Raw genomic sequence first — 25,048 nt, forward strand, 5'->3', positions numbered from 1 at the left:
TTGGCAAAAATATATCAGTTTCCCGCTCCAAATCGGCGATCAGAGACGATTCGAGATTTGTTTTCTGAACAAGAATACCGTCACTACATACAGTATGTAGAACTTGGTGAAAAATGGCGTCAAGAAGAAATGGATAAGACGCTCTACGAAGGTTATCCATTCAAGGCACCCTGTGAGCCAATCAGGTGCGATATGACTTGGTACGTGAATGAGGGGAAAAAATTCGGAGTTTGGGTTATTAATGAATCCCAGTTCGATCTATCCGAATATGATACGATCTTATTCGGATGGAGTCCATTCGTTCGCTTCTCTTCAGCTCCTCCGCACGAACCCATTCATGTTACATCTACTGAGCTACGTGAAAGGTTAGTTTGGTATGTTGATTCCGAAGGATATGGACAATATGCAACTGTTAATAGCAATCAAGAAATATGGATTCCGATTCCCCGGCCATCGAATTGGATAGACCATAATAAGATAAATGGGTTCATTTGAAGTCTGCAAGCGAAGGACGCAGAGACTTATAAGTCTCTGCGTCCTTTATTGTGTGCGCTTGGCAGCGCACCGACTAAGGAGTGAAAGTCTCCAGCACACCGTAAGGTGGCGGAAGTGCATAGCTGAAGCATAGTGCATAGTCCGTGAGGATATGTGCGGAGGATGCGAAGGCAAAACCCGGAACAGGCGGTAAACTGTGTTGGCTGACGGAGCTGGATAACCCTGCGCGTAAAGGGAACGTCCAATACCACCAATAGCTCCGGAAGTTAGGAGGACTGGATTCGGGGGAAAGTCGGTAGACGTGACCCAAGGAGGTCTCATCGTCTCTGCATGAGCAGTAAACCTTGTCCAAAGCCGCGAAGGCTAAGGCAAGATTACGGAAGGTGAGAAGTCAGACGTAGGGATAGTAGCGAATAAGCTTGCCCTAAAGTTTGCAAAGGCAAGTGAAACGGCATGTTGTTGCCGTTGCAAGCTTTGACCCAAAAGGCAGAGACTTGTGCGAAGCCCGAAACCACGAAAGAAGAACGATTGAGGGAAGCCATGTGCCAGACAGGAGCCGGGGAGCCAAGAAGCGCGTAGATCCGGGGGATGAACATAAGGAGAAGCCGTCTGGGGCGAGTACCGACAGAGAGACGGAGATTGCGAAAGCTACAAACCGCCGATCTGGAAGGGAAGGAGAACGAGCATGGAAGAACAACCGCAAGACAATCGATCTCGTGAGGGAGTAAAGACGCAAGAAGGACGAAAGTGGTACAGCCTGGTCGACAAGATCTGGGCCAAGACCAATCTGGAGGAAGCTTTTAAGGAGGTTAAGCGGAACCGAGGAGCGGCAGGGATCGATCGAATGACCATTAAGGCATTTGAATCCGGGTTGGAACACCATCTAGAAGTGCTCCAACAGACGTTGAGAAGTAAAACATACCGGCCCAAACCGGTAAGACGCGTTCACATCCCGAAAGCAGACGGTACGCAAAGACCCCTGGGCATACCTACCGTGGGAGACCGAATCGTGCAGGCCGCGGCAAGACGAGTGCTAGAACCCATCTTCGAGGCGAAGTTCATGGACTGCAGCTATGGTTTTCGGCCAGAAAGAAGCGCACACATGGCGCTACATAAAATCCGCAAGGATTTGGACGATGGATTTCGGTACGTCATTGATGCTGATCTCAAATCGTACTTTGACACCATCCCCCATGAAAGATTAATCGGGCTGGTAAAGGAAACGGTAGTGGACGGAAGTGTCCTTGCTCTTCTTGAACAGTTTCTGCGAGCAGGAGTCATGGACGGCGGGAGCTATCATACGAACGAGCAGGGCACCCCGCAGGGGGGAGTCATCAGTCCATTGCTAGCCAACATCTATCTTCACCCGCTAGATGAAGCCATGACCAAGCGCGGTCATCGCCTGACGAGATATGCGGACGACTTCGTCATCTGTTGTAAGACACAAAAGGGTGCCGAACGGGTACTGAGGTCAGTAGTCCGGCTACTTGAGCAGGTCATGGGCCTAACCGTACATCCGGAGAAGACGAAGATCGTTAACAGCAAAAGAGAATCGTTTGTGTTTCTAGGGCATGAATTCAAGCCGGGAAAGAAGATGGTTCCCTCAGGCAAGGCCTTAACCAAGTTCAAGGAACGGGTGAAGGAGATAACGAGAAGGAACCAAACGGTCGATGTGATGAGATTGGTGAAGAAAACGCTAAATCCGTACCTACGGGGATGGGGGAACTATTTTGTCACGGGTGATGTAAAAAGGCGCTTTCAAGAGTTCGACAGATGGATACGCCGACGCCTCCGCTCCATTCAGATGCGGAGTTGGAAGAACATAAGAAAGCTTCACCGGGAAATGCGCAGACGAGGCTGGAAAGGTGACCTTCCGCGATTGCGTATGACAGCCTGGAGAAGTTCCCGGACGGAGCACGCGAACTTTGCATTGCCTAATACATGGTTTGGAGAAATCGGTCTATGCAGTCTGCTTGATCTTTACAATGAACATCATCCCCAGAGGGGATAACCGTGGAGGAGCCGGATGCGTCGACCCGCATGTCCGGATCTGTGAGAGGCCCATGCACTTAGCATGGGCCTACTCTATTTATGAAACGGAGCCAGCGTAATAGTTGTCAGTAGCAATCCGTCTATGATCGGACTAACCGGTATAGCTAGGAGTTAATCACTCTAAATTAGAATTTCCGAAATATCTTCAGAAGTGAGATTTCTTATGGTTAGACGTATGGGGAAGAAGCATTGATTCACCGTATGGCTAACGAGACTTTAAGGTTTGCGGAGTGCATCGAGAAGATCGAAGATGAGTCTTAATGTGAGTCATTAAATACGACAGACTCTAGAACTTTCCCATTTTCCATAAGCGAGTCAACGTACTCCTTCGGCCAATTGCTTGGAATTTCTTCTAGGCGTTCGCTAGAAAGGATGTCGCCGGTCATTTTCGATATCTTAAAAAGGAACACAGGTCCTCCCACCCTATACTGCCGCATAGCCATTTTGTACGTCAATTGTTCAGTTATATCGTATATTTGAGCCATAAAAATCCACCCATTTCGCACATAATAATTAAATTAATTCTAGCACATATATAGTTTTCACAAAACCACATTAGAAAAGGGCGAAAAGATGTTGCATAAATACGCTTAATCGTATTTGTAAAATAAAGGGTTTCCATATATGTCCGATAAATTTCTATACTCCATATCTATTCGACAAAAAAAAGCTAGAATCTGAGGGCAGATTCTAACTATTTATAAAGTTAAGCCCAATATGGGTGCTTGCATGATTTTCAAGCTTTCGATGTCGCCACAAATATCGTTCAGTTGTAACAATTGAAGCATGGCCGAGCGCATCCTGGATGGCCCTTATATCAGCCCCCTTACTGCTTAAATATGCGGCGGTATAATGCCGGCATGTATGGGGAGTGATCCGATCGGTTCTATGAATTACGAATGGGAACCCGCTCCTTTCAATAAGTTTCGCAAACTCTGTACTTAAATAGTTCGAAGAATAATGACCGCAATTTGGTTTAGCAAAGAAAGCTGTTGAATCACCTGGATTAAGTTCAGTAGGGAGTCCGCGGCGTTGCCGGAATTCTATAATCACTGGCAGCACATCTTCATAGATCCTAACGTCCCTTGGTTTATTGCCCTTACCAATAACTTTTAAAAAATGATGCTGACCCTTGTTGGTTCTAAATATAAATAGGTTTGCCCATCTTGCAGATGCCAGTTCCTCGATTCGTAACCCTGTGCTTGTAAGTAGAAGGAGGAGGGTATAAGCAAACCAATCATTATCCTTAAAATACTCAAGCAGCTGCTCGACTTCATATTCATACAAGTCGCGGTTCACCTGTTTATCTAGGGGCTGTGCAACCCGCTTCATTTTAATGGAGGCATCAAAACTTAATACCCCGTTTTTATAGAGGTACTGTAGAAATTGTTTTGTTACAGTACTTTTTCTTCTTAGTGTTGATGCTTCGTATTTTTGGCGCCTTAACCAGATTTGATAAGCGAGCGCATCTTCGGGAACGATGGATCGAATTTCTTCATTAATAAAACGAAGAAATTGTGTGAGGTCCCGCAGGTATTCTTTTTTTGTTTTCGAGGAACGTCGCTTGCCTATGGTTGGTTCATCATGAAGAAACAAATAAATCAACATTGAGTCTGGGATCGTCGACCAGTTCGTATTTTTAAAACCCTCGACTGAAATTGTTAAAAATAACTCATCGTTAAGCATCGACTTTCTATTTTGTAGTGTCGGTAAGGAGGGAAAGTAAGATCGTATCTCCATAAGTCACCCTTTTAAATAGAAGAAACGCAGTTTATGAATTCTTAGTTATATAATATCTTATTTAATTTTAAAATGCCAAGAAAAACTAACAATTAGATAATATCGAACGCAATTTAATAAAATAAAATTATTCGTTATAATATTGCGATATTGCGCATTAAAATGATTCATGCTAGAATTAGGAAAAAATCAGGAGGTGAGCGTATTGTCATTTCATATTCAGTATTCATCGAAACGATTTACGAAGGAAATCCGAAAGTTTACTCCGGAGGAGCAAAAAATAATCGATGCGGCGTTGAATGTTCTGCGTGTTAATCCGAAACCAAATGAGTTCGATTACGGTCACGTCAATCGGAACACCGAGATAAAACGGATAAAGAGTAGACGGCTTCGCATTTTTTATAAAATAGACAAGAATCATCAAAAAATCATCATTGGGAAAGTGATCAATCGAGATTCGACCCTGTATTCGACAGATCCGGCAGAATGGTTTTCAGCTTAATTGGGGAAGTTGTTCAATCTTGGATCGAGAGGAATTAAAAAGACTTATTAATGAAGTAATCGATGAAAGAGAGCAAATGGAAATATCAAAAGAGGCCATCGTTACGTTCCGGTTCTCCGTACCCTTTTATTCCAAACGTGATGAATAGCGGGAATAGTGGCAACGGAGGCAGCAGTTCCTCCCGAAATGACGATGGTAACGGTTCAAGCGGGACCGGCGCATCCTTGTAGTAGTGGTGGCTCCTCCTGCAGCAGTTCATCGTGCTCATCATAAATGCGAACTATATTAATGAAAGAACAGGCAAGAAGAGTAGCGGGCATACAGCAGTTCAGATAGCATTGAAAAATGAGAGGAGTATAATTATGGAAACGCGGAGAGTAGTTTTCATTTCGGTCCAAACGTTCGGATGGATTTTAGCAGCATTGTTCTTTTATATGGGATTTCAATCACTTTAATATACGGGGGAAATTTTGTTGAAGAAGCCTAAATCAACCTTGGAAATGGCTGGAACAGCTTTTTACGAACTTAATAAGCAAGTGGTCGAGGTGCAATGGGACCATCACCGGAACTTTATATCGGATCTGGTCTCGATCGGGATCGAAGCGGATTCCGTGAAAAAAAGCGCATTAATTCTCGGAGCGGGTAACTGTAACGATTTCAATCTATCGCAAATTGTTTATCACTTCGCATCTAAGACAAGTTTATTGGACATCGATGAAAAATCGGTTAAAAGATCGATCCAACGGTTAGATCCGAAAGTGCAAAAGTTGGTTCGCCCTGTTGTGAAAGATTTGACTGGACTCTTTTATGATAGAAAATTATTCGACTACTTGAATCATTTAATGAAGCAGGAACTGCTAGCTGCAAATGAAATTTTACGAAATTGGGTGGAACATAAATATCGGATTTGTCCGGAATACGTCATCCCCGGGAAGCACAGTTTTCTCATGTCGGCCAACGTCTCGACACAGTTGATCATTCCATTTCAATTAATGGCGTATCATGCCGACCCAATGCTATTTACAAATGAATTATCGATTATGGCCGATATCATGGCTAGAAACCATTTGAAGCAGATTGCTAAAGCATTGGTTACTGGCGGCCGAGCCATAATCGTTTCTGAACAATATGAATGGGGGAACGTCGGCAATCCAACACATAGCATTATCAATTCTCCCGAGCAATTGCTAGAAATGCATGTTCAAGATTCACTGGAACAAGTGGGGCTCTTTATAAGAGGAAGAATATCCCGCTTCATGGTTGATGAGATGAGCGAGTTCCAGGTAGATGCGGAAGCTACATGGCTTTGGAATTTTAGCGGGGAACGTCATTATCTCGTAAAGGGATGGGTTGTTCGTAAAATAGACTAGGGGAGATAAACGACAATGAGTTACATTGGCTACCGGTTCGTTCAAAACGAATCCCAATACTACTATGAACAAGGTATTGAATTAACCGATGAACAATCCGTATGGGATTTTATTAAGGAAAATAAAGCGAAGTACGCTATGATTAGAATTATTGAAAAAGAGGACGATGTAATTTGTGTCGAAGCAGTAGATGGCCGTATTACCTTTCCTTTGCAATGGTCAATAATGGAATTGGCTCGAGAATATGATGGCGCTCCGTCGCAGTTTACCCCATTAGGATTTATTGAGGAGCTGCATATCCGCGGACTGGATAAACGGTTAATTGGAATGCCTTTTAACGTTGCTCAAGCATTAGAACAGCTGAAACGAATTTATGCGTCGATAATGTAATAACCGAACGCACGTAGCAAGTAGGTGAATGAGAGGAGAGAGCTATTGGTTTCCATAACAAAACTTGCTAAAAGTCTGGGTAAAAGTGTAAGAACGATTCAACATTGGGTTACATCAGGTGTCGCCAGGCCCATAAACCTTGATACCTATCGTCGCGATGGTGGATATACTTTTTCAATTGAGGAAGCAGAGCGCCTGAAAAAGCTTTTTGGCGGGCTTGGGGCAAAAGAAGCGGCTGGAATTGTGGGCATAACACCCCAATACTTGAATGAACTAGCATTATCCGGCGACATCCCAAGCGAGCTCCGGAAAGTTGGAAAGCGTGAGCGGCGTTTTTATAAAAAAGAAGATTGTTTGATGTTACGAGAGCAGCTCCAATCCGATACTAATAAAAAGACGACCAAATTCGGAACGAAGTTGACTCCATTCGCGAATGGATTGCGTTTATTCGATTATATCGAACACCTGGGCAAGAGAGGTTTAATCTCCAACACCAAGCCATTAATCATTACGAACGAAGACGGGCTTTCCTACAAAATTGCTTGCACCGGCGAAATGTCCCCGTGGCCAGAAAAGAAGTACCAGGTTCTAAAGGGATTCATCGACTTTCGCTTTCCCATACCAAGAGCAATAGTCCATCCTGTGTACGACTTATTGCGATCTTTGTTCGATAATCTGGGAACTAAAAATGTGCAAATATTTGAGACCAGGCAAGGCGATTATTTTGTTCGCTGCCGGAGCGGGGCACTCCCATTTTCCGAAGTTATTTATGAGCTGCTTCGAAAAAATGTGGTAAACGGTAAAATTGAGAAGTCTCGGAATTCCATCCTGCTCAGGCCAGATGTGGTTCTACGATATGTCACATTCAGCAAAATGGCCTTCGATATTGTAAAAAGAAAGGCTGAAGAGTCAAACATTAGCTTTGATGAAGCGCTCAATATCATTATTTCGAGTAAAGACCAGTAACGATCGAAATGAATACCCCCAAGGAAACCTTCAAGGATCTCAACGATTGGAAGTGGAATTTGTGGAATATTCAAATAAAGTGGAAATGCTTCGTGATATGCAGGCCACTTTAAATAAGTTGAAGCAAAAACACGAAGCTCTTATATCACAGCGAGACGCCTATCAAGAAATAACTGAAGATTTTGTTGAGTTTCTTCCTAGTGTCAGGCAGATTCTATTGGCCAGAAGGCGGAAGGTTCTGGAAGGAGTTTGCGGCCCAATTGCTGAACTCATAGATGTACCCGAACAAGTGGAAAATGCAATCGATTCCGCGCTAGGTGATAGGTTGCAAGATATCGTCGTGGAGACGGTAGAACATGGGATAAAAGCTATAAGATATTTGAAGCCTCTAGGGTTAGGGCGGGCTACATTAATTTCTCTTCATTCATCGAATGGAGAGGCCCCTAGGGCGGATGAAGCTATTCCTACCAGAGAAATGCCCGGTTTAATCGGCAAAGGGATTGATCTTATAGAATTTGACCCCAAATACAGAAAAGTTATCTCGAGTCTGATGGGAGATATACTTGTAGTTCGTACATTTGATGATGCAACTCGTATTGCAACCGAACTCCATTATCGCTATCGAGTTTTATCATTGGATGGAGATGCTGTTGTTGCAAACGGTGTGATTATTGGAGGCAGCCCGCCAAAGAAAAGTGCAACGAACTTGCTTCGAAGAAAGCGTCGGCAAAAAGAGATTAATTCGCAGATTGCCAATGTTGAACAGCAAATTGATGAGATTTCGGAAAAAATCAATTCGATAAAATGAGCTCATATAGTACGAGATAGTGCTTATCTCAAGTCCCGCTTATGGTGTTGTTGAAGTTGTCTACGATAAGGTAAATGCCGGATTTTTTAATGGCTACGTGATAGTGAAGCATGCGATATTTGTTTTCTTACGATCGCGGGCTATATAAAAGCAATAACTAAACTATGAAAACTGAATTTCTTAATTGCTACTTTCTAGTTAATTCAAGTTAGGAGGTTGAAATGTGCAGCATACAATAGAAATCTTGAGTGAGAAGAAAGAAGAGTATCAAGTACTTCTTGAATCGTTAACCGCTAACTTGGAGCAGGAAATCAAATACTAAGAAATGACGAATGACCTTCTGTAAAGTGAAAGAAAGGAGAGGAAACAAGAAGGCGAGACTGCCCGGTAGGGTTGGGGCATCTCGCTTAAATTATCTGCATTATTTGATAGTACCAGCGAAGCTGACACCACCGGCAAAATAAATGTTGATTATTCCCAATTTGCTTCACTTGTATAAGGATAGAGTTCCTTATTTATTTTCAAAGGTCAAATGATGAAACATTAAGACTTGTGACAACATGATCGAATAAACGATCTTTTCTCTGCACTCCGGAGAACTTTCGGATCAATATTTAGTCCAGTGACCTCTGCTTTCCGGTAAGCTTGTTTTAAAAGAAGGTTAATTATTTCTGGTCTCGAATCCTAGATCAAGCACTCGCTGCTCTGGATCAACTTGTGAATATTCCCTCAATCCAGAAGTATGGTCATGAGATAACTTACGCTATCGCTTTGCCTTAGTTCAAACTTCGTACAAACACGTTAACATTGCCTAAGCAACAGGCCCCTTGAGGGTTATTTACTTCGCAGCCACAGCGGTTCGATTGCACATGACCCTTTATATGGTTAATAGGGTCCTGATTATCGCTAACCGCTTGAACAAGGCGATCTCTCGTCCAATCAAAGCAATAGCAAACTGGCACATCCATGCTTAAGTTCTTTTGGAAAACAGGTACTTTCAGGGTGTCCTCTTCAAACTTTTGTGAATGAGTACAACTGAAATATACGGTATTGCAATATGAGTTTGGACAGAAAGCATATGTGTTATCAGGTTTAATGGTTTCCAAAGAAGAAGCTATAAGCAAGGACTTTAATGTAATGAGAGGTACACTTTTACCCTTCTCCCCGCAAGTAGGACAATTGATTTTGGCTGGTTCCACATTGGTGGATAGTGCGCAACAATCCAAATGAAATGCACTCCTTAACATGATTTAAAGCAGAAGGAACAACTAAGCTTTAACATCGGATCAGAACAGCTGCGGTTCAATATATTCGATCGACCCACTACGTCGACCGGTCGCACGCTAACAGGGGCAGCCCTTCGTAACCGATCCAGTTTAGTTACATTCAATCACTCGTCTCCCGTAGGTGTGTTATTACTTGGATTTCCCTTGACTTTTAACAAACGAAGACTATTCAACGTAACGATTAGTGTGGCTCCCATATCTGCGAAAATAGCCAACCATAGCGTCAACCAACCAGGGACAATCAAAGCCAATGCGACAAGTTTAATCCCGAGTGAGAATGTAATATTTTGCTTGATAATCGCAAGTGTCTTTCGGCTTAGTCTGATGGTATAGGGCAATTTGCTTAAATCGTCAGCCATCAGAGCGATATCTGCGGTTTCGAGGGCTGTATCTGTGCCAGCACCGCCCATTGCAATACCAACTGTCGAAGCCGCGAGGGCTGGAGCGTCGTTCACACCATCCCCGATCATAGCAACCTTACCGTAATTCTGACGAAGCTCTTTGATATAATCCAGTTTATCTTGTGGTAATAATTCGGCCTTCACTTCTGCAACATGGAGTTGTTTCCCGATTACGTTCGCTGTAGCTTGATTATCGCCCGTAAGCATTATAGTTTTCTTAATACCAATCTCGTGCAGTTCTTTGATAACGTTCTTACTGGAATCACGCACATCGTCAGCTACAGCAATAAGAGCAAGTATTTGTTGATCCGTTCCTAAGATCATTACTGTTTTCCCTTGCTCCTGTAATTCCTTGATTTCTTTTGCAGTATCTTGATTTATACTACCATGTAGTTCGTTAAAAAGTTTCGGATTTCCAATGTAGTACAGCTCGCCTTTAACTGTAGCTTTTACACCTTTACCCGTAATGGATTGGAACTCTGTTACTTCGAACGATAAATCCGAACCATCTTTCTCTGCTTTACGGATAATCGCTGATGCTAGCGGATGTTGGGAACCCTTTTCGATAACTGCTGCGGCTGACAAGAGTTCGTTTTCTTCGTTATTACCAAAAGTAATGAAATTTGTGACTTCTGGAAAGCCTTTTGTTAGGGTGCCTGTTTTATCAAAAGCAATGGCAGATAATCTGCCGGCTTCTTCAAGATGGATGCCCCCTTTGATGAGAACGCCGTTTTTGGCCGCATTACCGATAGCCGTAACAATTGAAACCGGCGTTGAAATAACCAATGCGCAAGGGCAGCCTACAACGAGTAACGCTAATCCTCTATAGATCCAATCGCCCCAAGCAGCACCTAAGAAAAGCGGTGGGACAACGGTGATCCCTAATGCCAAGATCATAATTGCAGGCGTGTAATATTTCGCAAACCGGTCAACAAAAGCTTGAGATGGCGCGCGTTCAGCTTGCGCCTCTTCAACAAGATGAATAATTTTTGAAATCGTTGTATCCTCGATGCGCTTTGTTACTTTGACTTCAAGCAATCCTTCTTCATTCAATGTTCCTGCGAAAACTTCATCGTCAATTGTTTTTGTTACGGGAACCGATTCGCCAGTAATTGCGGCTTGGTTAATGGTTGATGTCCCTTTAATAACAATGCCATCCATTGCAAGTTTTTGACCTGGCTTTACAATCATGACATCGCCAAGTTGTATATCATCGACACTTACTGTAAATTCTTCGGAACCACGGCGGATCAGAGCTTCCTTCGGCGCAATGTCCATAAGAGAACGGATTGATTGCCGCGCTTTTTCCATGGAGTAAAGTTCCAACACTTCACTAATCGCGAACAAGATAACAACAGTGGCGCCCTCGCCCCATTCTCCGATCGCTGCGGCACCAATGATGGCAACCGACATTAGGGTGTTCATATCGAACTGAAGCCGGAAAAGATTCTTGATCCCTTTTTTGAATAACTCGTATCCGCCAATGAGAATAGACGCCACGTAAGTAACTGCTGACAAGAAGCTTTCCTCACCATATTGCTCACCTAGAAAGTACCCCATGACAAGTAATACGGCAGAAAGTAATACGTTCCAATTTTCTCGCCAAAACGGCTTATTCTTTTCATTAATCAGTTGTTTTTCTGATGTCACCTTCAGGCTTTCAAATGCCCCTGCCTTCTCCAAATCCTCAACTGTTGTATTACCAAAGACGGTAATCTTGGATGCCCCAAAATTCACTTGTGCATCTATAACGCCGGGCAAATTTTTTACATTTTTTTCGAAAATGCCTGCGCAATTTGTACAAGTAAAGCCTTGAACTCTGTACACGTTTTTATCTTCGGTGTTATCAAATTTACTTTCCATTGAATATCAACTCCCGCGAATGAGTAGAAGTCAGCTGTAACAGTTGACGAACATGGTCGTCTTCCAGTGAGTAAAAAACTAATTTGCCTTCCTTGCGGCATTTAGCCAAGCCAAGCTGTTTTAAGATGCGAAGATGGTGAGAGGCTGTTGCCATCGAAGAATCGATGATGTTTGCCACGTCACAAACACATAGTTCGTCTTCTTCACAAAGGGCAAAAGCGATTTTCATTCTTGTTTCATCCGCCAATACCTTGAACATCTTTACCATGCCTTGAATATTTTGTCCTTCGAGTGTAAGTTGTACCTTTCGGACTTTAAGTTCATCATAACAGTAAATCTCACATGAGTCCTTTTGTTTCTCGCTCATATCCTCACCCCAACAATCAAATCAATATTTGATTGTTATCATACAACAAACTTGGTTTATATTCAAATATATATTTGATTATTCCCCAACTTCCGTAAATTATACAAGTTCCAACAATATTTTTGGCCTCGGAACTTTATAACTCAACTTTCGCAGAGCAAAAAACATGCTTAACATTAGATATAGCCTAGGTTTGAGATCGATTAGATTTACTACTTGAAAGAAATAAAAAAAACACCGCTTCTTTTGGTAAAGTGAGAGTGCGACCAATCACTACCACATAGAAGAGGGTCTCTATATAGATCAAAAGTAACCGCTAGATCAACTGTCAAACGAGATTAAACCGCTTTGGCTGCTGCGGGTTTTAAGAAGAAGTTCGGTTTTACCTGCGCCTATTTGTTTCGCATCGTTTTCGTCGCATTGTTACACCAGAAAAACTGGTTTCGCTTGATGGAGAGCCAGAAACACGAGTCGTTTCCCGGCAAAGATACGGTATACCGGTTTTTGAATCATAGCGGTTACGCTTGGCGGCGATTGCCACTCAGCAGCGAAACGTTCCCGGGTCGATAAACTGACTTCTACGAACAGGGAAACTGCGTTTATCTTTAATGATTCCATGTTAGAGTGCAACCCAAAGCTGTTGAAATGCTGGCGCGTTTTAAAGATCATGCGACAGGCCACTTCTACAAGGGGTTTCGTATGCTCCCGATGGGGTGGACCGACGGTTATTCCTTCATCCCAATGGACTTCGCTCTGCTCAGTTCCGCAAAGTTGGCCGTAAACGGCATCATGGAGGGGATTGATAAACGTTCCTCCGGTACAAACGCCGTCAGGAGGCGTTTATCTCCGCTCCTCAAGTGATCGCCACTATGCTGGACCGAGTCATGGAGGTTGGTATCTCCGCGTCTTATGTGCTTATGGACAGCTGGTTCACTCAAGTGCTGCTAATTCAGGAAGTTACGCGTCGTGGATTACATGTCTTCGGCATGGTAAAGAACGATAACAAGCAATACATCGGAGACGGCGAAAGATTATGTCTGAAGGCGTTGTACGCAGTTGCTACTCGAATGGAGGGAAAGAACCGTAATAACCTTCGCATGATCCGAACAGAGCTTGCACCTAGTATCCCTGTGATGGTCGTATTTGTTCGTCATCGTTCGAAGAACGAGTGGCATGCCATTCTTTCCAACGACCTGACCTTGACTGCGGAGGAGATCATCCGCATTTACAGGGTGCGATGGGAGATCGAGGTCTTCTTCAAGTGCGCCAAATCGCTCCTTCGGTTGCAAAAGGAGTTTCAAGGGCGCTCTTACGACTTGTGCTTAGCCATACAACGATTGTTTTTCCCGTTATATTTTACTAGCTTGGCAGCACAGAATGAGCACGGATCAACGTACGATTGGCGGGCTGTTTTATTTGCTTTGCGATGAAGTCGGGACACTCGACCGGGCCGTTGCTCTGCAACAATTAGTGGTATTGATCAACGAGATCGCCACAAAAGTGGGCAAGAAAATTTCTGGACTCATACAGCGTCAACTCAGCAGTGGGTTTAAGGTCTACCCAATTACATCAAGGCTTATCTGTCTGTTTTAAGCTGCGAAAGTTGAGTTTATAATGCTACATAGAAACTAGTAGACAGCATCATTGATTCCATTAGGTGAAAGACGGAATCTTTATTTACCAGTCCGTCAATGTAAGTGATGATTTTACGCTCTTTGCATATGATCAACTCTCGTACGATTAAATCAGTACTTTTTCAAAAGTTATAAATCATTTTTCAGGACCTAGCTGTCAGCACGGATCGGCAACCTCATAACACTACGGGGCAGTTAATGGGATGGCAGTTTGAAATCAATTTTCATAATAAGCTTTAAAAAATAGCTCTATAGAGTCATATTCATTTTATATATTTTGAGATACAGTGATCTATGGACGAGGGTTTCTGGGTTTGTATGATAAGTACAAGACGAAAGGATGATGAATGAGTAAGAATTGGGGCCCTTTTTTATGAAAGTTCCATTTTGTAGTTGTCACGAGAGGTTGTATCGTAAAATATTTTTTTGCCCTAAGGCACTATCTTCCATAGTGTTTTAATTGATCTTGATCTCATCTGGAGTGAGACTTCTAGAACTCTCCAATAATTGATTATATGATCATATAATTGGAAGAGGAGAATTAAAATCGGCTATATTATAGCTCAGGAATGACTTACTACCTATCTGGAGGGACTACACCATGTTAAAGAAAACTTTTGCATTATTATTCGTATCCGTTCTGCTCTTCCTGTCTCCGATCTCTGTTCAAGCTCATACGGGACTTAAGACATCTAGTCCTGCCGGCGGAGAAACGCTGGATAAGTCCGTTACTGAAATCAAAATGGAGTTCAATACAGATATAGAACCCTTGAGCAACTTTAACGTCCAAAACAATAAAGGTGAAACGATAAAAGTCAATGATATTAAAATTGAGAAAAATCTAATGAGCGGGAAAGTCGACGCTTTGCCAAACGGAGATTACACGGTAGGATGGAAGATCGTAGGTCGAGACGGACATCCGATTGAGAATAAGTTCACATTTTCCATCAACAAAATCGAGCCGGATGCCAAAACATCTGAACCGCAGGCAACAGGAAATTCGTCTTCAATTGGTTCATCAGCAAGTGACACTAAACCTGCAAACCCTGCATCGAAAAATGAAGCAACCGAGATCACCCCGGCAGTTACAAGCAACGAAGAAGGTGCAAACGGAAAATATCTCATGCCTATAATCCTTGTTGTATTGTTCGTTTCAGCCTTCGTTATTCTAATATTGGTTCGTGCATTTAAGGGGAAAAAGGGATGATGGTGATTGCGGCCTGGGTGGCTGAAGCTTTGGTTTATTTATGCTTTACTTGCCTGCTTGGAGGACTTCTAGTTAGCGGTATTTCCAGCCGGAGGCGGCCTGATGTTGATGTACCCAAGTGGATTATGATTGTCTCTGTATTGGGGATTGCGATACTTTCCTTTGTTCCGTTATGGCGTATTATTCTGTTCTTTGCGGAGGACCTTGGCTTCTGGTTAACATTTAAAAGCGTTGTTTTTACGTTTGAAGAGGGAAAGGCCTATTTGTTAACCGTAGTCCTATCAATCATGCTGATTCTCATGCTTTACTGGGGGGACTTCCGCAACGACCCACTCGTCTCCTTGCTGGGGGCAGCGATCACTTTCGCAATGATTCTTGCTCTTGGATGGGCAAGCCACGCATCTTCATTGTATGGTTTACCAGGTTTTATAGCACACACTATTCATTTCGTAGGTATTTCAGTATGGTGCGGAATCCTGTTCTGTATCGGATGGTTTGCGAGGAATCATAATCACTGGCGTGAATTTCTGGCTTGGTTTTCTCCTGTTTCCATAATATCCGTCAGTATGATCGGTATATCAGGTCTGATCATGATGCGGCTTATTGTTCCGGAATATTATAACTCCTGGATATTATCTTATGGACAAGCACTGCTTATTAAGCACTTGTTGATCATTCCTGTAGTCTTTTTTGTGCTGTTTAACGCTTACTGGATGAAGAAAATAGTAAAATCCAAGCCGGACTATAATCCATTGCCATGGTTCAGAGGAGAAAGCATTCTCCTTGCACTCATTTTTATAACAACAGGATTTATGGGACAACAAACTCCACCACACGACGTATCTGCGACTTTAAACGAGACAAGTCCATCACCTTTGTTTTTGCTTTTTTATCAAAATCCAATTCAAAAATCATTCGAAGTAAACCTGGCACTAAATCTTGTTACCTTGTCGTTACTCGTTGTATCGGTTTTTGCGATGGCCGTTATGATTGCATCTTTGATGAAGAAAAAACAAGTTTGGATACCGGTTATCAGCGGATTAGTTTTCGTATGTTCCGCTTACATGGCTCTGATGGCTTCCATTGTATAGAGTTACAGTTTTCCTTTATTGTCCGAATACAGTTGCGGGCTTCTCTGGTATAATAGGAGTCAATATCTTGAATCGGAAGTGTGGGGAACATGAAGGTTAAACAGTATCACGTCGATCAAGTGGGGTTACACCAGTTTTTTGGGTCGCTGGAAGCCCGGATCATGGAATTGATGTGGAATTCGATGGAAAAAACGAGTATTAGGCATATACACGAAACGTTGAATCTTGAAAGTCCGATTTCTTTTAACGCTGTCATGACGGTATTGAACCGGCTATGGGAAAAAGGGATCCTTCATAAAGACTCACAAGGGCAGGGGAGGACTAAGACGTCCTACTTCCTGCCTCTTCAGACCAAAGAACAATTTCTAGCAGAGAAGACCCGAGAAGTGACTCAAGGTCTTATCAAGGAATTTGGCGATGTTGTCGTTAATCATCTTATCGATACGATCGAAGATGTAGACCCGGCTTTGCTGAACAAGCTTGAAGAGAAGCTGGAGGAAGCCAAAAAAAGGAACTTGCTATGAAACTTTACATGTCAATAAAAAGTGTATTGTTCACTATATCCGGAATATGTTTATCGGTTTTGCTGCTGATGGGAGTTTCCTTATATCACCAAATCAACGATGTCAGTTACTATTCGGATATTATTCAGTATTTGGCACGAATTGGCCAGGATGTCCTGGTCAGACATACAATTGCCGAGCTCTTATTGGATGCGCTCATCCTTTTTACCATTTGCCGGAATAGTTGGCGTATTTACAAGCAATGGTTTTTAACTCGTAAATGGAGGCAGTATTTCTCTCAAAGAATTCATTGGGAGAAGACGTACCTTTATAATCGCAAGTACAGACGATGGAATACGGAAATCGTAATCATTCGGGATCCGACCTTTGTGGCCATAACGATGGGATTGCTTCAACCCAAAATCATCTTGTCTACCGGGGCGTTAGAGCTTCTGAACCAAAGTGAACAACGCGCCGTAATTCTTCATGAGGTTTATCATTGTCAGGGCAAGGATACGCTTAAGCATTTTCTGATCTATCTGGTTGAGTACGGGCTGATGTATATTCCCGTTATTAAACAATTGGCGGAGTATTATCGGGCCCGCACTGAGATTCTGGCTGACCGCTTCTCCATTGACCAGACAGGGGCTTCATCCGGCTTGAGCAGCGCTTTGTTGAAGGTGCTGCGCACTCAAAATAATGGTCAACTAGCAAAGGTCGGTATTAATTTCACCGAATCTGCGATAAATTATCGGATTATGCAGCTTCTTGATCTGGATAATCCGGTCCGCATCCCCGTAAAAGTCCACTGGAAACCAATGGTTTATTCGATTTTAGTCATGTTGTCGATCTTGCTAGTCGTTACTGTTAATTGTACAACTTAATCGTCAGGAAAAACGAAGTGGAGATGAGTAAAACTCTGCTTCTTTTTATATCTACTCCATTCAATTTGAGAAGGGAAGTGGTCACCATAACTGCCATTTCACTAATCTTGTACATTTCATGACGGCAGAAGTGTCTTTATATATGAATAAATATTGAAATATTCATGTATGACGTTGACAACATGAATTGATAATCCCTATGATAAGTATTAATACTATGATTTGTAGTGTTAAACAAAAAAGCACACAATTTCTGTGCAGGCTGGTCATTGTGGTTCAAAAAGTATCGGTTACATTCAATTGTTCAGAAATGTTGTGATTTCATAATGATGATTCCTAAAATAGTCGCGTCGATCGCACCAGGCATCTGCTTAATAGCGTACTTTTATCTAAAAGATAAGGATGAACCCGAACCATTAAAGCTTATTTTCCGAATGTTTTTACTGGGAGCGATTTTTGTATTTCCTCTGATAGTGGTACAAGGATTATTGAATATAATGATGCCTGGTGTGATACTACAGTCATTTTTAGTATCGGGATTTACAGAAGAGTTTATTAAGTGGCTAATTATTTATTTTTTTATCTACAGTCACGCCGAGTTTGATGAGCACTTCGATGGGATCGTGTATGCAGTAGCTGTTGCAGGCGGGTACGCTACTGTAGAAAATTTGTTTTATATTTTTCTAAACAAAGGAGATGTTGGGATACTCATTTGGATAAGGGCGTTTCTACCAGTATCAGCGCATGTCCTCTTTGGTGTTACCATGGGGTATTATTTCGGAAAAGCGAAACAAACTCGGCTTGCCCGCTATTTGTTTATTGCTCTGCTTCTACCGGCCCTTTTTCATGGGATGTTCAATAGTTTGATACTGGTTTCTTTCGAGATGGCCGGAATAGTAATTGTCTTGTACATGCTGTTTTTATGGGGATATAACATAAAAAAAATGAACGCGGCCCAACGGCAACAGAATAGGATAGGATCGAGATAATAAACCAAGGAGGCCAATATTTTGAATAGCCCAAAACAACATATTCTTATCGTGGATGAAGAAGCACGGATGCGACGCATAATTCGTTCTTGTCTCGAACAGCAGGGGTATGAAGTTTTAGAGGCTATAGACCACACCACAGCACTGAATACAGTTTTCCAACACGATGTCGATTTAATCGTAATGGATCTCATGGAACATGCGGTGACTGGTATCGATCTTTGTCGACGTATTCGAAAGAGCAAACCAATACCTATAATTATACTGACGGCATTGTCCGAGGAGCACTTTCGGTTATGCGCTTTTGAAGCTGGGGTTGACGATTACATGACAAAACCATTCAGTTCCCGGGAATTGACACATCGAATTCGAGCTATTTTACGTAGAGCGACTCATTTTTGTGAGTTTCCCCGAAATCGAACCGAAAGGCAGCTTATTTACCCGGACATCCTCATTGATCCTGATGCGTACCGAGTAACGGTTGCTGGAGAAGACATAAATTTAACACCGAAAGAGTACAAGCTGTTATTCATATTGGCGCAATCTCCGGAAAAACTGTTTACGCGTGAACAGTTACTGCGAGAAATTTGGCACTACGATCCTTTAGACGGCGACTGCAGAACAGTGGATACTCATATTAAGAGATTACGAAAAAAAATTCGTCAGAAATCGCCGAAGGCGGCTTCCATCATTTCAACAGTTTGGGGCAACGGTTATAAAATAAAGGTTCCTTCTTATGAGGATCACTTAAGGGAAGGATAAATGCATTAAACATATGAATATATGCTCAAACATTATTGAAAAACATGCCCGGAGGTTAATTTATGATCTACTATTATCTGGTTGCTATCAGTAGTGTATTTCTGGACCAGATATCCAAATGGAAGGTTGTCAATGGTATGGAAAATGGACAATCTATCCCCCTTGTCGAAGGAGTGTTCCACCTGACATCTCATCGAAATCGCGGGGCTGCTTTTGGTATTTTACAAAATCAACAATGGCTTTTCATTGTCATTACTGCTGTCGTGACGATCGTAATCTTATATTTTCTTCCGAAAGCTTATCGGACACAAAGACGGACGGGCTATGCCCTGTCGATGATACTAGGAGGAGCCTTAGGCAATTTTTTCGATCGAATATTTCGAGGGGAAGTAGTTGATATGTTGGACTTCACCCTTATAGATTTCCCAATTTTTAACGTGGCCGATTTATTTATTACGATTGGCGCCCTGATCATGGTTGTAGATATTCTTTTGGACATTAGAAAAGGAGCAGACTAAGATGAACCCTGCGGATATAAGCTTATGGGTTGCCCTGGGTGCCGGGGTATTATCGTTCGTATCCCCTTGTTGCCTTCCTCTGTATCCTTCTTACATCTCGTATATTACAGGGATATCGGTTAAAGACTTAAAAGAAGGCAGAGGAATCATTCAAAAGCAGGCCATTCTTCATACAGTCTTTTTTGCCATCGGTTTTTCAATCATTTTCTTTGCATTAGGGTTATCGGCAAGCATCATAGGCGATTTGTTCGCAAATTATCGGAGTCTGATTCAGAAGTTAGGCGGTATTATGGTTGTGGTGATGGGGTTAGTTATGTTAGGGATTTTTCAACCCAGGTTTCTAATGAAGGAAATGCGGTTTGAATGGAAGCAAAAACGAACAGGCTATATCGGATCTTTGTTGGTCGGTATTACATTTGCTGCTGGTTGGACACCTTGTATCGGTCCAATTTTATCCGCGATCTTAACGATGGGTATGACGAATCCAAGTCAGGCGTTCAGCTATATTGTCGCATATACGGTCGGATTTGTTATCCCGTTTTTTGTAATGGCATTTTTTCTTGGTAAGTTGAAAGGACTTTTAAAGTATTCTGCAACTCTGATGAAGATCGGGGGAGGAATGATGGTTTTGACAGGCTTCCTCCTCTACTTTGATCAAATGACTAAAATTACAATTTGGTTAATTAGTTTGTACGGGGGCTTTACCGGATTTTAATGACTCGCTTTTTAAAAATATAGCGGTATCAAGGAAAGGTGACAGGCATGAAGAACAACCGAAAATTGTTCCAAATCCTTATTTTTTCAGTAGCATTGCTTATAGGAGGTTTTACTATTGGAAATGCCCTTATTAATAGTGAGGATCCGGTCAAAGTAGGATACAAGGCTCCCGATTTTACGCTGACCGGACTGGACGGGAAAAAGTATCAATTGTCCGATTACCAAGGCAAGGCAGTTGTTCTCAATTTTTGGGGAACCTTTTGTCCCCCTTGCGTAAGAGAAATGCCTGCCTTACAAAATCAATATGACTATTGGAAAGCGAAAGATGTAGAAGTGCTTGGTATTAATTTGAACGAAAGCAGAATTACTGTCCAAAGCTTTGTCCGACAGGTCGAGGTTACATTCCCCATTTTACTGGATAACGATACGGTTCGAAAAATGTATCAAATCAAATCTTATCCGTCAACGATTTATATTGATCCAAACGGAAAGATAAGCGATATCATGGTTGGAGAAATGACAGAAGAAGATATTGATTCGCGAATTCGTAATATGCTAAAGAGTCCATAACAATAGTGAAGTACGCTGATGAATAAAAACCACAGTAGGCCCATGAAAGCTTGTACTTTTTACCCTTGTTCTTGCGGCTCTTGTGATCCTAGTAGTTGTCCTAATGAGAATTGATTCTTTCAACTAAAGGAGAGTTCAAGACTGTAATTGAAAAAGTTAGAAGACCCGATGCTGGCACCAGACAAAGGGTCTTTTTCATATATGTGCTGATCTCAGTTTCGTCCAATTGCGACGTTGCGGATCAATAAAGTGTAGTAAAAATATACAATTCCATAGGCTAATAAATAACTAAACAATGTCCAACCCACATGCCAACCGTTTCCGTAAATCACCTTTCCAAATAAAACTCCCATGAATTCCAGAAGTGTGATGATGCTACTAACAAAAATCACAATCCAAAATGGTTTGATTTTATTTCTCCGGATCCAGTAAATCATTAGGCTCGCGGATACAGGATAAATTCCCAGATCGAGAGGTAAGGCAGAAATGGTCTCGATTCTTGGTATTATGGGAGTAAAACACCAAAATGTAGTGTAGAACCCAAATTGATTGATTAATAAGGAAACGACACTTGCGATAGGACAAATAAGCAGGAATACATCAACAGCTTTTCTAACCCAAAATAGTGCAACGATCCAAGGGATCACAAATCCAAACACAATATTGAGCGTCATTATGTATCCTCCTAAAAGAGTATGGTACATAATTTTCTTTTTAGATGCTTGTTTTATTATTTCCCATATTATGTTGGCCACACACTGCTCACTAAATAATTTGGATGGATAAAGAACGTCTCGGGTGAATAACGAGGCGTTCTTTAGTTTGTGAACAAGTTATGTTTGAAAAGGGGATCAACTGGTGAACAAAGGATGAAGATCTAATGACAAGTGCACATTTACACTACGAAACATAGTTTAAATGTTGTAGCATAATCTTGAGCTGCGAGCTAGCCAAATAACTAGAAAGGAAGGTGAACTAAACTTATATGTTCAAAAATGTTAAAGCATGGATAATCATAATGATAAGTTTAATTTCACTAATAGTAATAACCGCAATGGCCTTTCGTAGTGACCTAATCATCTTAGAGCCGAAAGGACCAGTTGGTGCAATTCAAAAAGATCTGATTATGTTTTCAATTTATTTCATGCTTGCGATTCTTATCGTTGTATATGGTTTGTTTGCATTTATAGTTACTAAATACCGTGATCGCAACAATTTTAATAACAAAGATTATAAACCGGATATGCATGGCAGCACAAAGTTGGAGATAATCTGGACGATCATTCCGCTTGTTATCGTAATTGCATTGTCAATTCCTAATGCCCAAGCTCTTTACGCACTAAAAAAACCACCGAAATCATCCGTTGATAAAGAACCACTTATTATTCATGCTACTGCAGTTGATTGGAAATGGATATTCAGTTATCCGGAGGAAAATATTGAAACTGTTAATTACGTAAACGTTCCTGAAGACTACCCTGTTCTCTTTAAAGTTACAGCTGCAGATTCAATGGCTTCTTTCTGGGTTCCCCAGATAGGTGGTCAAATTTATGGAATGCCAGGTATGGTAAATGATCTATATCTGCAGGCAGATGAGCCAGGAGAATATAAAGGCAGAAACTCTAACTTTACGGGTGTAGGCATGACGCATCAACAGTTCAAATTTGTAGCCTTGGAAGAAGAGGATTATCGAGATTGGGTGAAAGAAACCCAAGAAAATGCACCAAAACTAGTTGAAGAAACTTACGAGAAGTTAATGCTGCCTGAAACAGTCGATGAAATGACATTTTCGTCCACTCATTTAGAAATTGTGGATCATGGCAAAGATTCCGAGTATGCAATGAATATTCGTGAGAAATATGGGGTTGAAGTAAAGGGGATTAAAGTAAAAGCGAGTGGCAACGTTGAAAGTGAAGCGAATGGTTCAAATAATGGGTCACACTCGAACCATTGAGAAGGGAAGAGTACTAGATGTTTAATTTTATTAAGGATAATTTAATTCTAAACGACCCAATGATACTTGGAGCGAATATTTCTATTTTAATTACCGTAATTGGGATCGTGTTTGTACTGACTTACTTTAAAAAATGGAAATGGCTGTGGACAGAGTGGATAACAACTGTTGACCATAAAAGAATTGGAATCATGTATATCCTCGCTGCATTATTGATGCTTTTTCGTGGTGGTGTAGATGCATTACTAATGCGGGCACAACTAACAGTGCCAAACAATGAGATTTTGACACCGCAGCATTACAATGAAATTTTTACTACACATGGAACTATCATGATATTATTTATGGCTATGCCGTTTCTACTTGGTTTAATGAACGTCGTCGTTCCTCTACAACTAGGCGCAAGAGATGTAGCATTCCCGTATTTAAATAATTTAAGTTTTTGGTCGTTCTTCTTCGGTGCTATTCTGTTTAACATATCGTTCGTTTTTGGCGGATCACCGGATGCTGGCTGGACAAACTATGCGCCTTTGGCCATTGAAGGAAGTCCTGGACCAGGCATAAATTATTATTTGCTTGGTTTACAGGTTTCGGGGATTGGGACGCTTTTGACGGGTATTAATTTTATTGTAACTATTATTAAAATGCGTGCCCCTGGCATGACATTGTTACGTATGCCGATGTTCTCATGGACAACGTTGATCACTTCTTTTATTATCGTCTTTGCATTTCCAATACTAACGGTTACTTTAGCCTTAATGACATTCGATAGATTATTCGGTACACATTTCTTTACGCTTACTGACGGCGGTAATCCCATGCTCTGGTCAAACTTGTTCTGGTTATGGGGGCATCCGGAAGTATATATAGTGGTTTTGCCAGCTTTCGGTATCTTCTCGGAGGTTATTGCAACATTCGCAAGGAAAACATTGTTCGGCTATAAATCTATGATTATTTCTCTAGTTGTTATTTCATTCCTTAGCTTCCTTGTGTGGGTTCATCATTTCTTTACCATGGGAGGAAGCGCAGCGATAAATAATGTATTCTCCATTACCACGATGGCAATTGCCATACCTACGGGGATTAAAATCTTTAACTGGTTAGGCACGTTATACAAAGGCCGAATACAATTTACAACAGCAATGATGTGGGCACTTGCGTTTATTCCAACGTTCGTTATAGGAGGAGTAACAGGTGTTATGCTTGGTATGGCAGCAGCAGACTTCCAATACCATAACAATTACTTCCTCGTTGCCCACTTCCATTATACATTAATTGCCGGGGTAGTATTTGCTTGCTTCGCAGGCTTTGTATACTGGTACCCAAAAATGTTTGGACATAAAATGAACGAGCGACTTGGTAAATTAGCACTCTGGTTCTTTACAATTGGTTTTAATGTCTGCTTCTTACCACAGTTCTTATTAGGGTTTGCAGGTATGCCGAGACGCGTATATACCTACGTTCCAGAAGATGGATGGACAGCATTAAATGTCGTTTCTACCATAGGGGCTATTGGTATGGGGATTGGCTTTGTAATCTTGGTTTACAACGTATACTATAGCTATCGTAATGCCAAAAGAGAAACGATGGGAGATGCGTGGAACGGACGCACGCTGGAATGGGCAACCACAACAGCAGTACCTCCGCATTATAATTTCGCGGTTGTTCCCGAAGTTAAAGGAATAGATGCATTTTGGCATATAAAACAGGAGAACAATGAAGTTAATAAAGAAAACTTAGAGTATAAACCGATTCATATGCCGAGCAATGCGTCTACGCCTTTCGTTATGTCAGCTCTCTTTTTTGTTGCAGGTTTCGGATTAGTATTTGAATTGTGGTGGATGGCTGTACTTGGCGGGATAGGTGTGCTTGCCTGCATGGTGCTTCGTTCAACTCGATCCTATAAAGAAGATGAAGGATATTATGTCAGTCCGGAACAAATCAAAAAACTGGAAAAACAGTTTAAAGAGGAGGCGTGA

23 protein-coding genes and 1 pseudogene are annotated in these 25,048 nt (G+C 41.8%); 19 read left to right on the forward strand and 5 right to left on the reverse strand.

Going from position 1 to position 25,048, the window contains the following annotated elements:
• Complete coding sequence (locus PV433_RS10900; RefSeq protein ID WP_332072174.1) at positions 1 to 495, forward strand: hypothetical protein; 495 nt, start codon at positions 1 to 3, stop codon at positions 493 to 495.
• Positions 496 to 1,180: 685 nt separating this feature from the next.
• Positions 1,181 to 2,506, forward strand: a complete 1,326-nt coding sequence (gene ltrA, locus PV433_RS10905; protein ID WP_332072175.1) for a group II intron reverse transcriptase/maturase — start codon at positions 1,181 to 1,183, stop codon at positions 2,504 to 2,506.
• Between the two features lie 731 nt (positions 2,507 to 3,237).
• Here ltrA and PV433_RS10910 read toward each other — a convergent pair.
• Positions 3,238 to 4,287, reverse strand: a complete 1,050-nt coding sequence (locus PV433_RS10910) for a tyrosine-type recombinase/integrase (RefSeq protein ID WP_332072176.1) — start codon at positions 4,285 to 4,287, stop codon at positions 3,238 to 3,240.
• Positions 4,288 to 4,492: 205 nt separating this feature from the next.
• Here PV433_RS10910 and PV433_RS10915 point away from each other — a divergent pair, with 205 nt between their 5' ends.
• From PV433_RS10915 to PV433_RS10935, 5 genes are all read left to right on the forward strand, one after another.
• Positions 4,493 to 4,789 (forward strand): type II toxin-antitoxin system RelE family toxin, encoded by a 297-nt coding sequence (locus tag PV433_RS10915; RefSeq protein WP_332072177.1) that lies wholly within the window; start codon positions 4,493 to 4,495, stop codon positions 4,787 to 4,789.
• A 473-nt stretch (positions 4,790 to 5,262) separates the two neighbouring features.
• Complete coding sequence (locus PV433_RS10920; RefSeq protein ID WP_332072178.1) at positions 5,263 to 6,159, forward strand: hypothetical protein; 897 nt, start codon at positions 5,263 to 5,265, stop codon at positions 6,157 to 6,159.
• A 15-nt stretch (positions 6,160 to 6,174) separates the two neighbouring features.
• Positions 6,175 to 6,549, forward strand: coding sequence for a hypothetical protein (locus PV433_RS10925; RefSeq protein WP_332072179.1), 375 nt, complete (start codon positions 6,175 to 6,177; stop codon positions 6,547 to 6,549).
• A 45-nt stretch (positions 6,550 to 6,594) separates the two neighbouring features.
• Positions 6,595 to 7,515: a hypothetical protein gene (locus PV433_RS10930; RefSeq protein WP_332072180.1), complete on the forward strand. Its 921-nt coding sequence runs from the start codon at positions 6,595 to 6,597 to the stop codon at positions 7,513 to 7,515.
• 52 nt (positions 7,516 to 7,567) lie between these two features.
• On the forward strand, positions 7,568 to 8,323 hold the full coding sequence (locus tag PV433_RS10935; protein ID WP_332072249.1) for a hypothetical protein: 756 nt from the start codon (positions 7,568 to 7,570) through the stop codon (positions 8,321 to 8,323).
• Between the two features lie 776 nt (positions 8,324 to 9,099).
• Here the strand turns inward: PV433_RS10935 and PV433_RS10940 are convergent.
• The 3 genes from PV433_RS10940 to PV433_RS10950 all read right to left on the reverse strand — a co-directional run bounded on the left by PV433_RS10940 (position 9,100) and on the right by PV433_RS10950 (position 12,240).
• Positions 9,100 to 9,549: a putative iron-sulfur cluster-binding metallochaperone gene (locus tag PV433_RS10940; protein WP_442951502.1), complete on the reverse strand. Its 450-nt coding sequence runs from the start codon at positions 9,547 to 9,549 to the stop codon at positions 9,100 to 9,102.
• Positions 9,550 to 9,713: 164 nt separating this feature from the next.
• Positions 9,714 to 11,873, reverse strand: coding sequence for a heavy metal translocating P-type ATPase (locus tag PV433_RS10945; RefSeq protein ID WP_332072182.1), 2,160 nt, complete (start codon positions 11,871 to 11,873; stop codon positions 9,714 to 9,716).
• The gene (locus tag PV433_RS10950; RefSeq protein WP_332072183.1) at positions 11,863 to 12,240 is read right to left on the reverse strand and encodes an ArsR/SmtB family transcription factor; all 378 of its coding nucleotides are present in this window, start codon (positions 12,238 to 12,240) and stop codon (positions 11,863 to 11,865) included. Before PV433_RS10950 ends, PV433_RS10945 begins: the two co-directional genes overlap by 11 nt.
• 348 nt (positions 12,241 to 12,588) lie before the next feature.
• Between PV433_RS10950 and PV433_RS34070 the strand changes: the two are divergent.
• From PV433_RS34070 to resA, 10 genes and pseudogenes are all read left to right on the forward strand, one after another.
• A pseudogene (locus tag PV433_RS34070) lies at positions 12,589 to 13,847 on the forward strand (IS4 family transposase); the annotation flags it as partial.
• 628 nt (positions 13,848 to 14,475) lie between these two features.
• Positions 14,476 to 15,081: a copper resistance CopC family protein gene (locus PV433_RS10965; RefSeq protein ID WP_332072187.1), complete on the forward strand. Its 606-nt coding sequence runs from the start codon at positions 14,476 to 14,478 to the stop codon at positions 15,079 to 15,081.
• Positions 15,078 to 16,172, forward strand: coding sequence for a copper resistance D family protein (locus PV433_RS10970; RefSeq protein ID WP_332072189.1), 1,095 nt, complete (start codon positions 15,078 to 15,080; stop codon positions 16,170 to 16,172). The genes PV433_RS10965 and PV433_RS10970 overlap by 4 nt, the downstream gene beginning before the upstream one ends.
• Positions 16,173 to 16,261: 89 nt before the next feature.
• Positions 16,262 to 16,696, forward strand: a complete 435-nt coding sequence (locus PV433_RS10975; protein ID WP_332072190.1) for a BlaI/MecI/CopY family transcriptional regulator — start codon at positions 16,262 to 16,264, stop codon at positions 16,694 to 16,696.
• On the forward strand, positions 16,693 to 17,559 hold the full coding sequence (locus PV433_RS10980; protein ID WP_332072191.1) for a M56 family metallopeptidase: 867 nt from the start codon (positions 16,693 to 16,695) through the stop codon (positions 17,557 to 17,559). The genes PV433_RS10975 and PV433_RS10980 overlap by 4 nt, the downstream gene beginning before the upstream one ends.
• A 326-nt stretch (positions 17,560 to 17,885) precedes the next feature.
• Positions 17,886 to 18,548, forward strand: coding sequence for a glutamic-type intramembrane protease PrsW (gene prsW, locus PV433_RS10985; RefSeq protein ID WP_332072192.1), 663 nt, complete (start codon positions 17,886 to 17,888; stop codon positions 18,546 to 18,548).
• 21 nt (positions 18,549 to 18,569) lie between these two features.
• On the forward strand, positions 18,570 to 19,310 hold the full coding sequence (locus tag PV433_RS10990; protein WP_332072193.1) for a response regulator transcription factor: 741 nt from the start codon (positions 18,570 to 18,572) through the stop codon (positions 19,308 to 19,310).
• A gap of 65 nt (positions 19,311 to 19,375) precedes the next feature.
• Entirely contained in the window at positions 19,376 to 19,828 is a 453-nt protein-coding gene (gene lspA, locus PV433_RS10995) for a signal peptidase II (RefSeq protein ID WP_332072250.1), read from the forward strand.
• A 1-nt stretch (position 19,829) separates the two neighbouring features.
• Positions 19,830 to 20,543: a cytochrome c biogenesis CcdA family protein gene (locus tag PV433_RS11000; protein WP_332072194.1), complete on the forward strand. Its 714-nt coding sequence runs from the start codon at positions 19,830 to 19,832 to the stop codon at positions 20,541 to 20,543.
• Positions 20,544 to 20,590: 47 nt separating this feature from the next.
• On the forward strand, positions 20,591 to 21,115 hold the full coding sequence (gene resA / locus PV433_RS11005; RefSeq protein WP_332072195.1) for a thiol-disulfide oxidoreductase ResA: 525 nt from the start codon (positions 20,591 to 20,593) through the stop codon (positions 21,113 to 21,115).
• A gap of 212 nt (positions 21,116 to 21,327) precedes the next feature.
• Here the strand turns inward: resA and PV433_RS11010 are convergent, their stop codons facing one another.
• Positions 21,328 to 21,789, reverse strand: coding sequence for a CBO0543 family protein (locus tag PV433_RS11010; RefSeq protein WP_332072196.1), 462 nt, complete (start codon positions 21,787 to 21,789; stop codon positions 21,328 to 21,330).
• A 311-nt stretch (positions 21,790 to 22,100) separates the two neighbouring features.
• Here PV433_RS11010 and qoxA point away from each other — a divergent pair, with 311 nt between their 5' ends.
• Both qoxA and qoxB read left to right on the forward strand, forming a co-directional pair.
• A complete protein-coding gene (qoxA, locus tag PV433_RS11015) occupies positions 22,101 to 23,069 on the forward strand; it encodes a cytochrome aa3 quinol oxidase subunit II (RefSeq protein WP_332072197.1) in 969 nt (322 codons plus the stop codon).
• Between the two features lie 17 nt (positions 23,070 to 23,086).
• The gene (qoxB, locus tag PV433_RS11020; RefSeq protein WP_332072198.1) at positions 23,087 to 25,048 is read left to right on the forward strand and encodes a cytochrome aa3 quinol oxidase subunit I; all 1,962 of its coding nucleotides are present in this window, start codon (positions 23,087 to 23,089) and stop codon (positions 25,046 to 25,048) included.

Origin of the sequence: Paenibacillus sp. GYB004, assembly GCF_036577605.1 — a bacterium.
Classification (GTDB): domain Bacteria; phylum Bacillota; class Bacilli; order Paenibacillales; family NBRC-103111; genus Paenibacillus_AB; species Paenibacillus_AB oceani.

Bases quoted from the DNA above. Each gene is read 5' to 3' on its own strand.
- qoxA (WP_332072197.1), top strand. From the start codon at position 22,101: ATGTTCAAAAATGTTAAAGCATGGATAATCATAATGATAAGTTTAATT.
- ltrA (WP_332072175.1), top strand. From the start codon at position 1,181: ATGGAAGAACAACCGCAAGACAATCGATCTCGTGAGGGAGTAAAGACG.
- prsW (WP_332072192.1), top strand. From the start codon at position 17,886: ATGATGATTCCTAAAATAGTCGCGTCGATCGCACCAGGCATCTGCTTA.
- PV433_RS11010 (WP_332072196.1), bottom strand. From the start codon at position 21,789: ATGACGCTCAATATTGTGTTTGGATTTGTGATCCCTTGGATCGTTGCA.
- PV433_RS10910 (WP_332072176.1), bottom strand. From the start codon at position 4,287: ATGGAGATACGATCTTACTTTCCCTCCTTACCGACACTACAAAATAGA.
- PV433_RS10980 (WP_332072191.1), top strand. From the start codon at position 16,693: ATGAAACTTTACATGTCAATAAAAAGTGTATTGTTCACTATATCCGGA.
- PV433_RS10975 (WP_332072190.1), top strand. From the start codon at position 16,262: ATGAAGGTTAAACAGTATCACGTCGATCAAGTGGGGTTACACCAGTTT.
- PV433_RS10950 (WP_332072183.1), bottom strand. From the start codon at position 12,240: ATGAGCGAGAAACAAAAGGACTCATGTGAGATTTACTGTTATGATGAA.
- PV433_RS11000 (WP_332072194.1), top strand. From the start codon at position 19,830: ATGAACCCTGCGGATATAAGCTTATGGGTTGCCCTGGGTGCCGGGGTA.
- PV433_RS10970 (WP_332072189.1), top strand. From the start codon at position 15,078: ATGATGGTGATTGCGGCCTGGGTGGCTGAAGCTTTGGTTTATTTATGC.
- qoxB (WP_332072198.1), top strand. From the start codon at position 23,087: ATGTTTAATTTTATTAAGGATAATTTAATTCTAAACGACCCAATGATA.
- PV433_RS10965 (WP_332072187.1), top strand. From the start codon at position 14,476: ATGTTAAAGAAAACTTTTGCATTATTATTCGTATCCGTTCTGCTCTTC.
- PV433_RS10945 (WP_332072182.1), bottom strand. From the start codon at position 11,873: ATGGAAAGTAAATTTGATAACACCGAAGATAAAAACGTGTACAGAGTT.
- resA (WP_332072195.1), top strand. From the start codon at position 20,591: ATGAAGAACAACCGAAAATTGTTCCAAATCCTTATTTTTTCAGTAGCA.
- PV433_RS10925 (WP_332072179.1), top strand. From the start codon at position 6,175: ATGAGTTACATTGGCTACCGGTTCGTTCAAAACGAATCCCAATACTAC.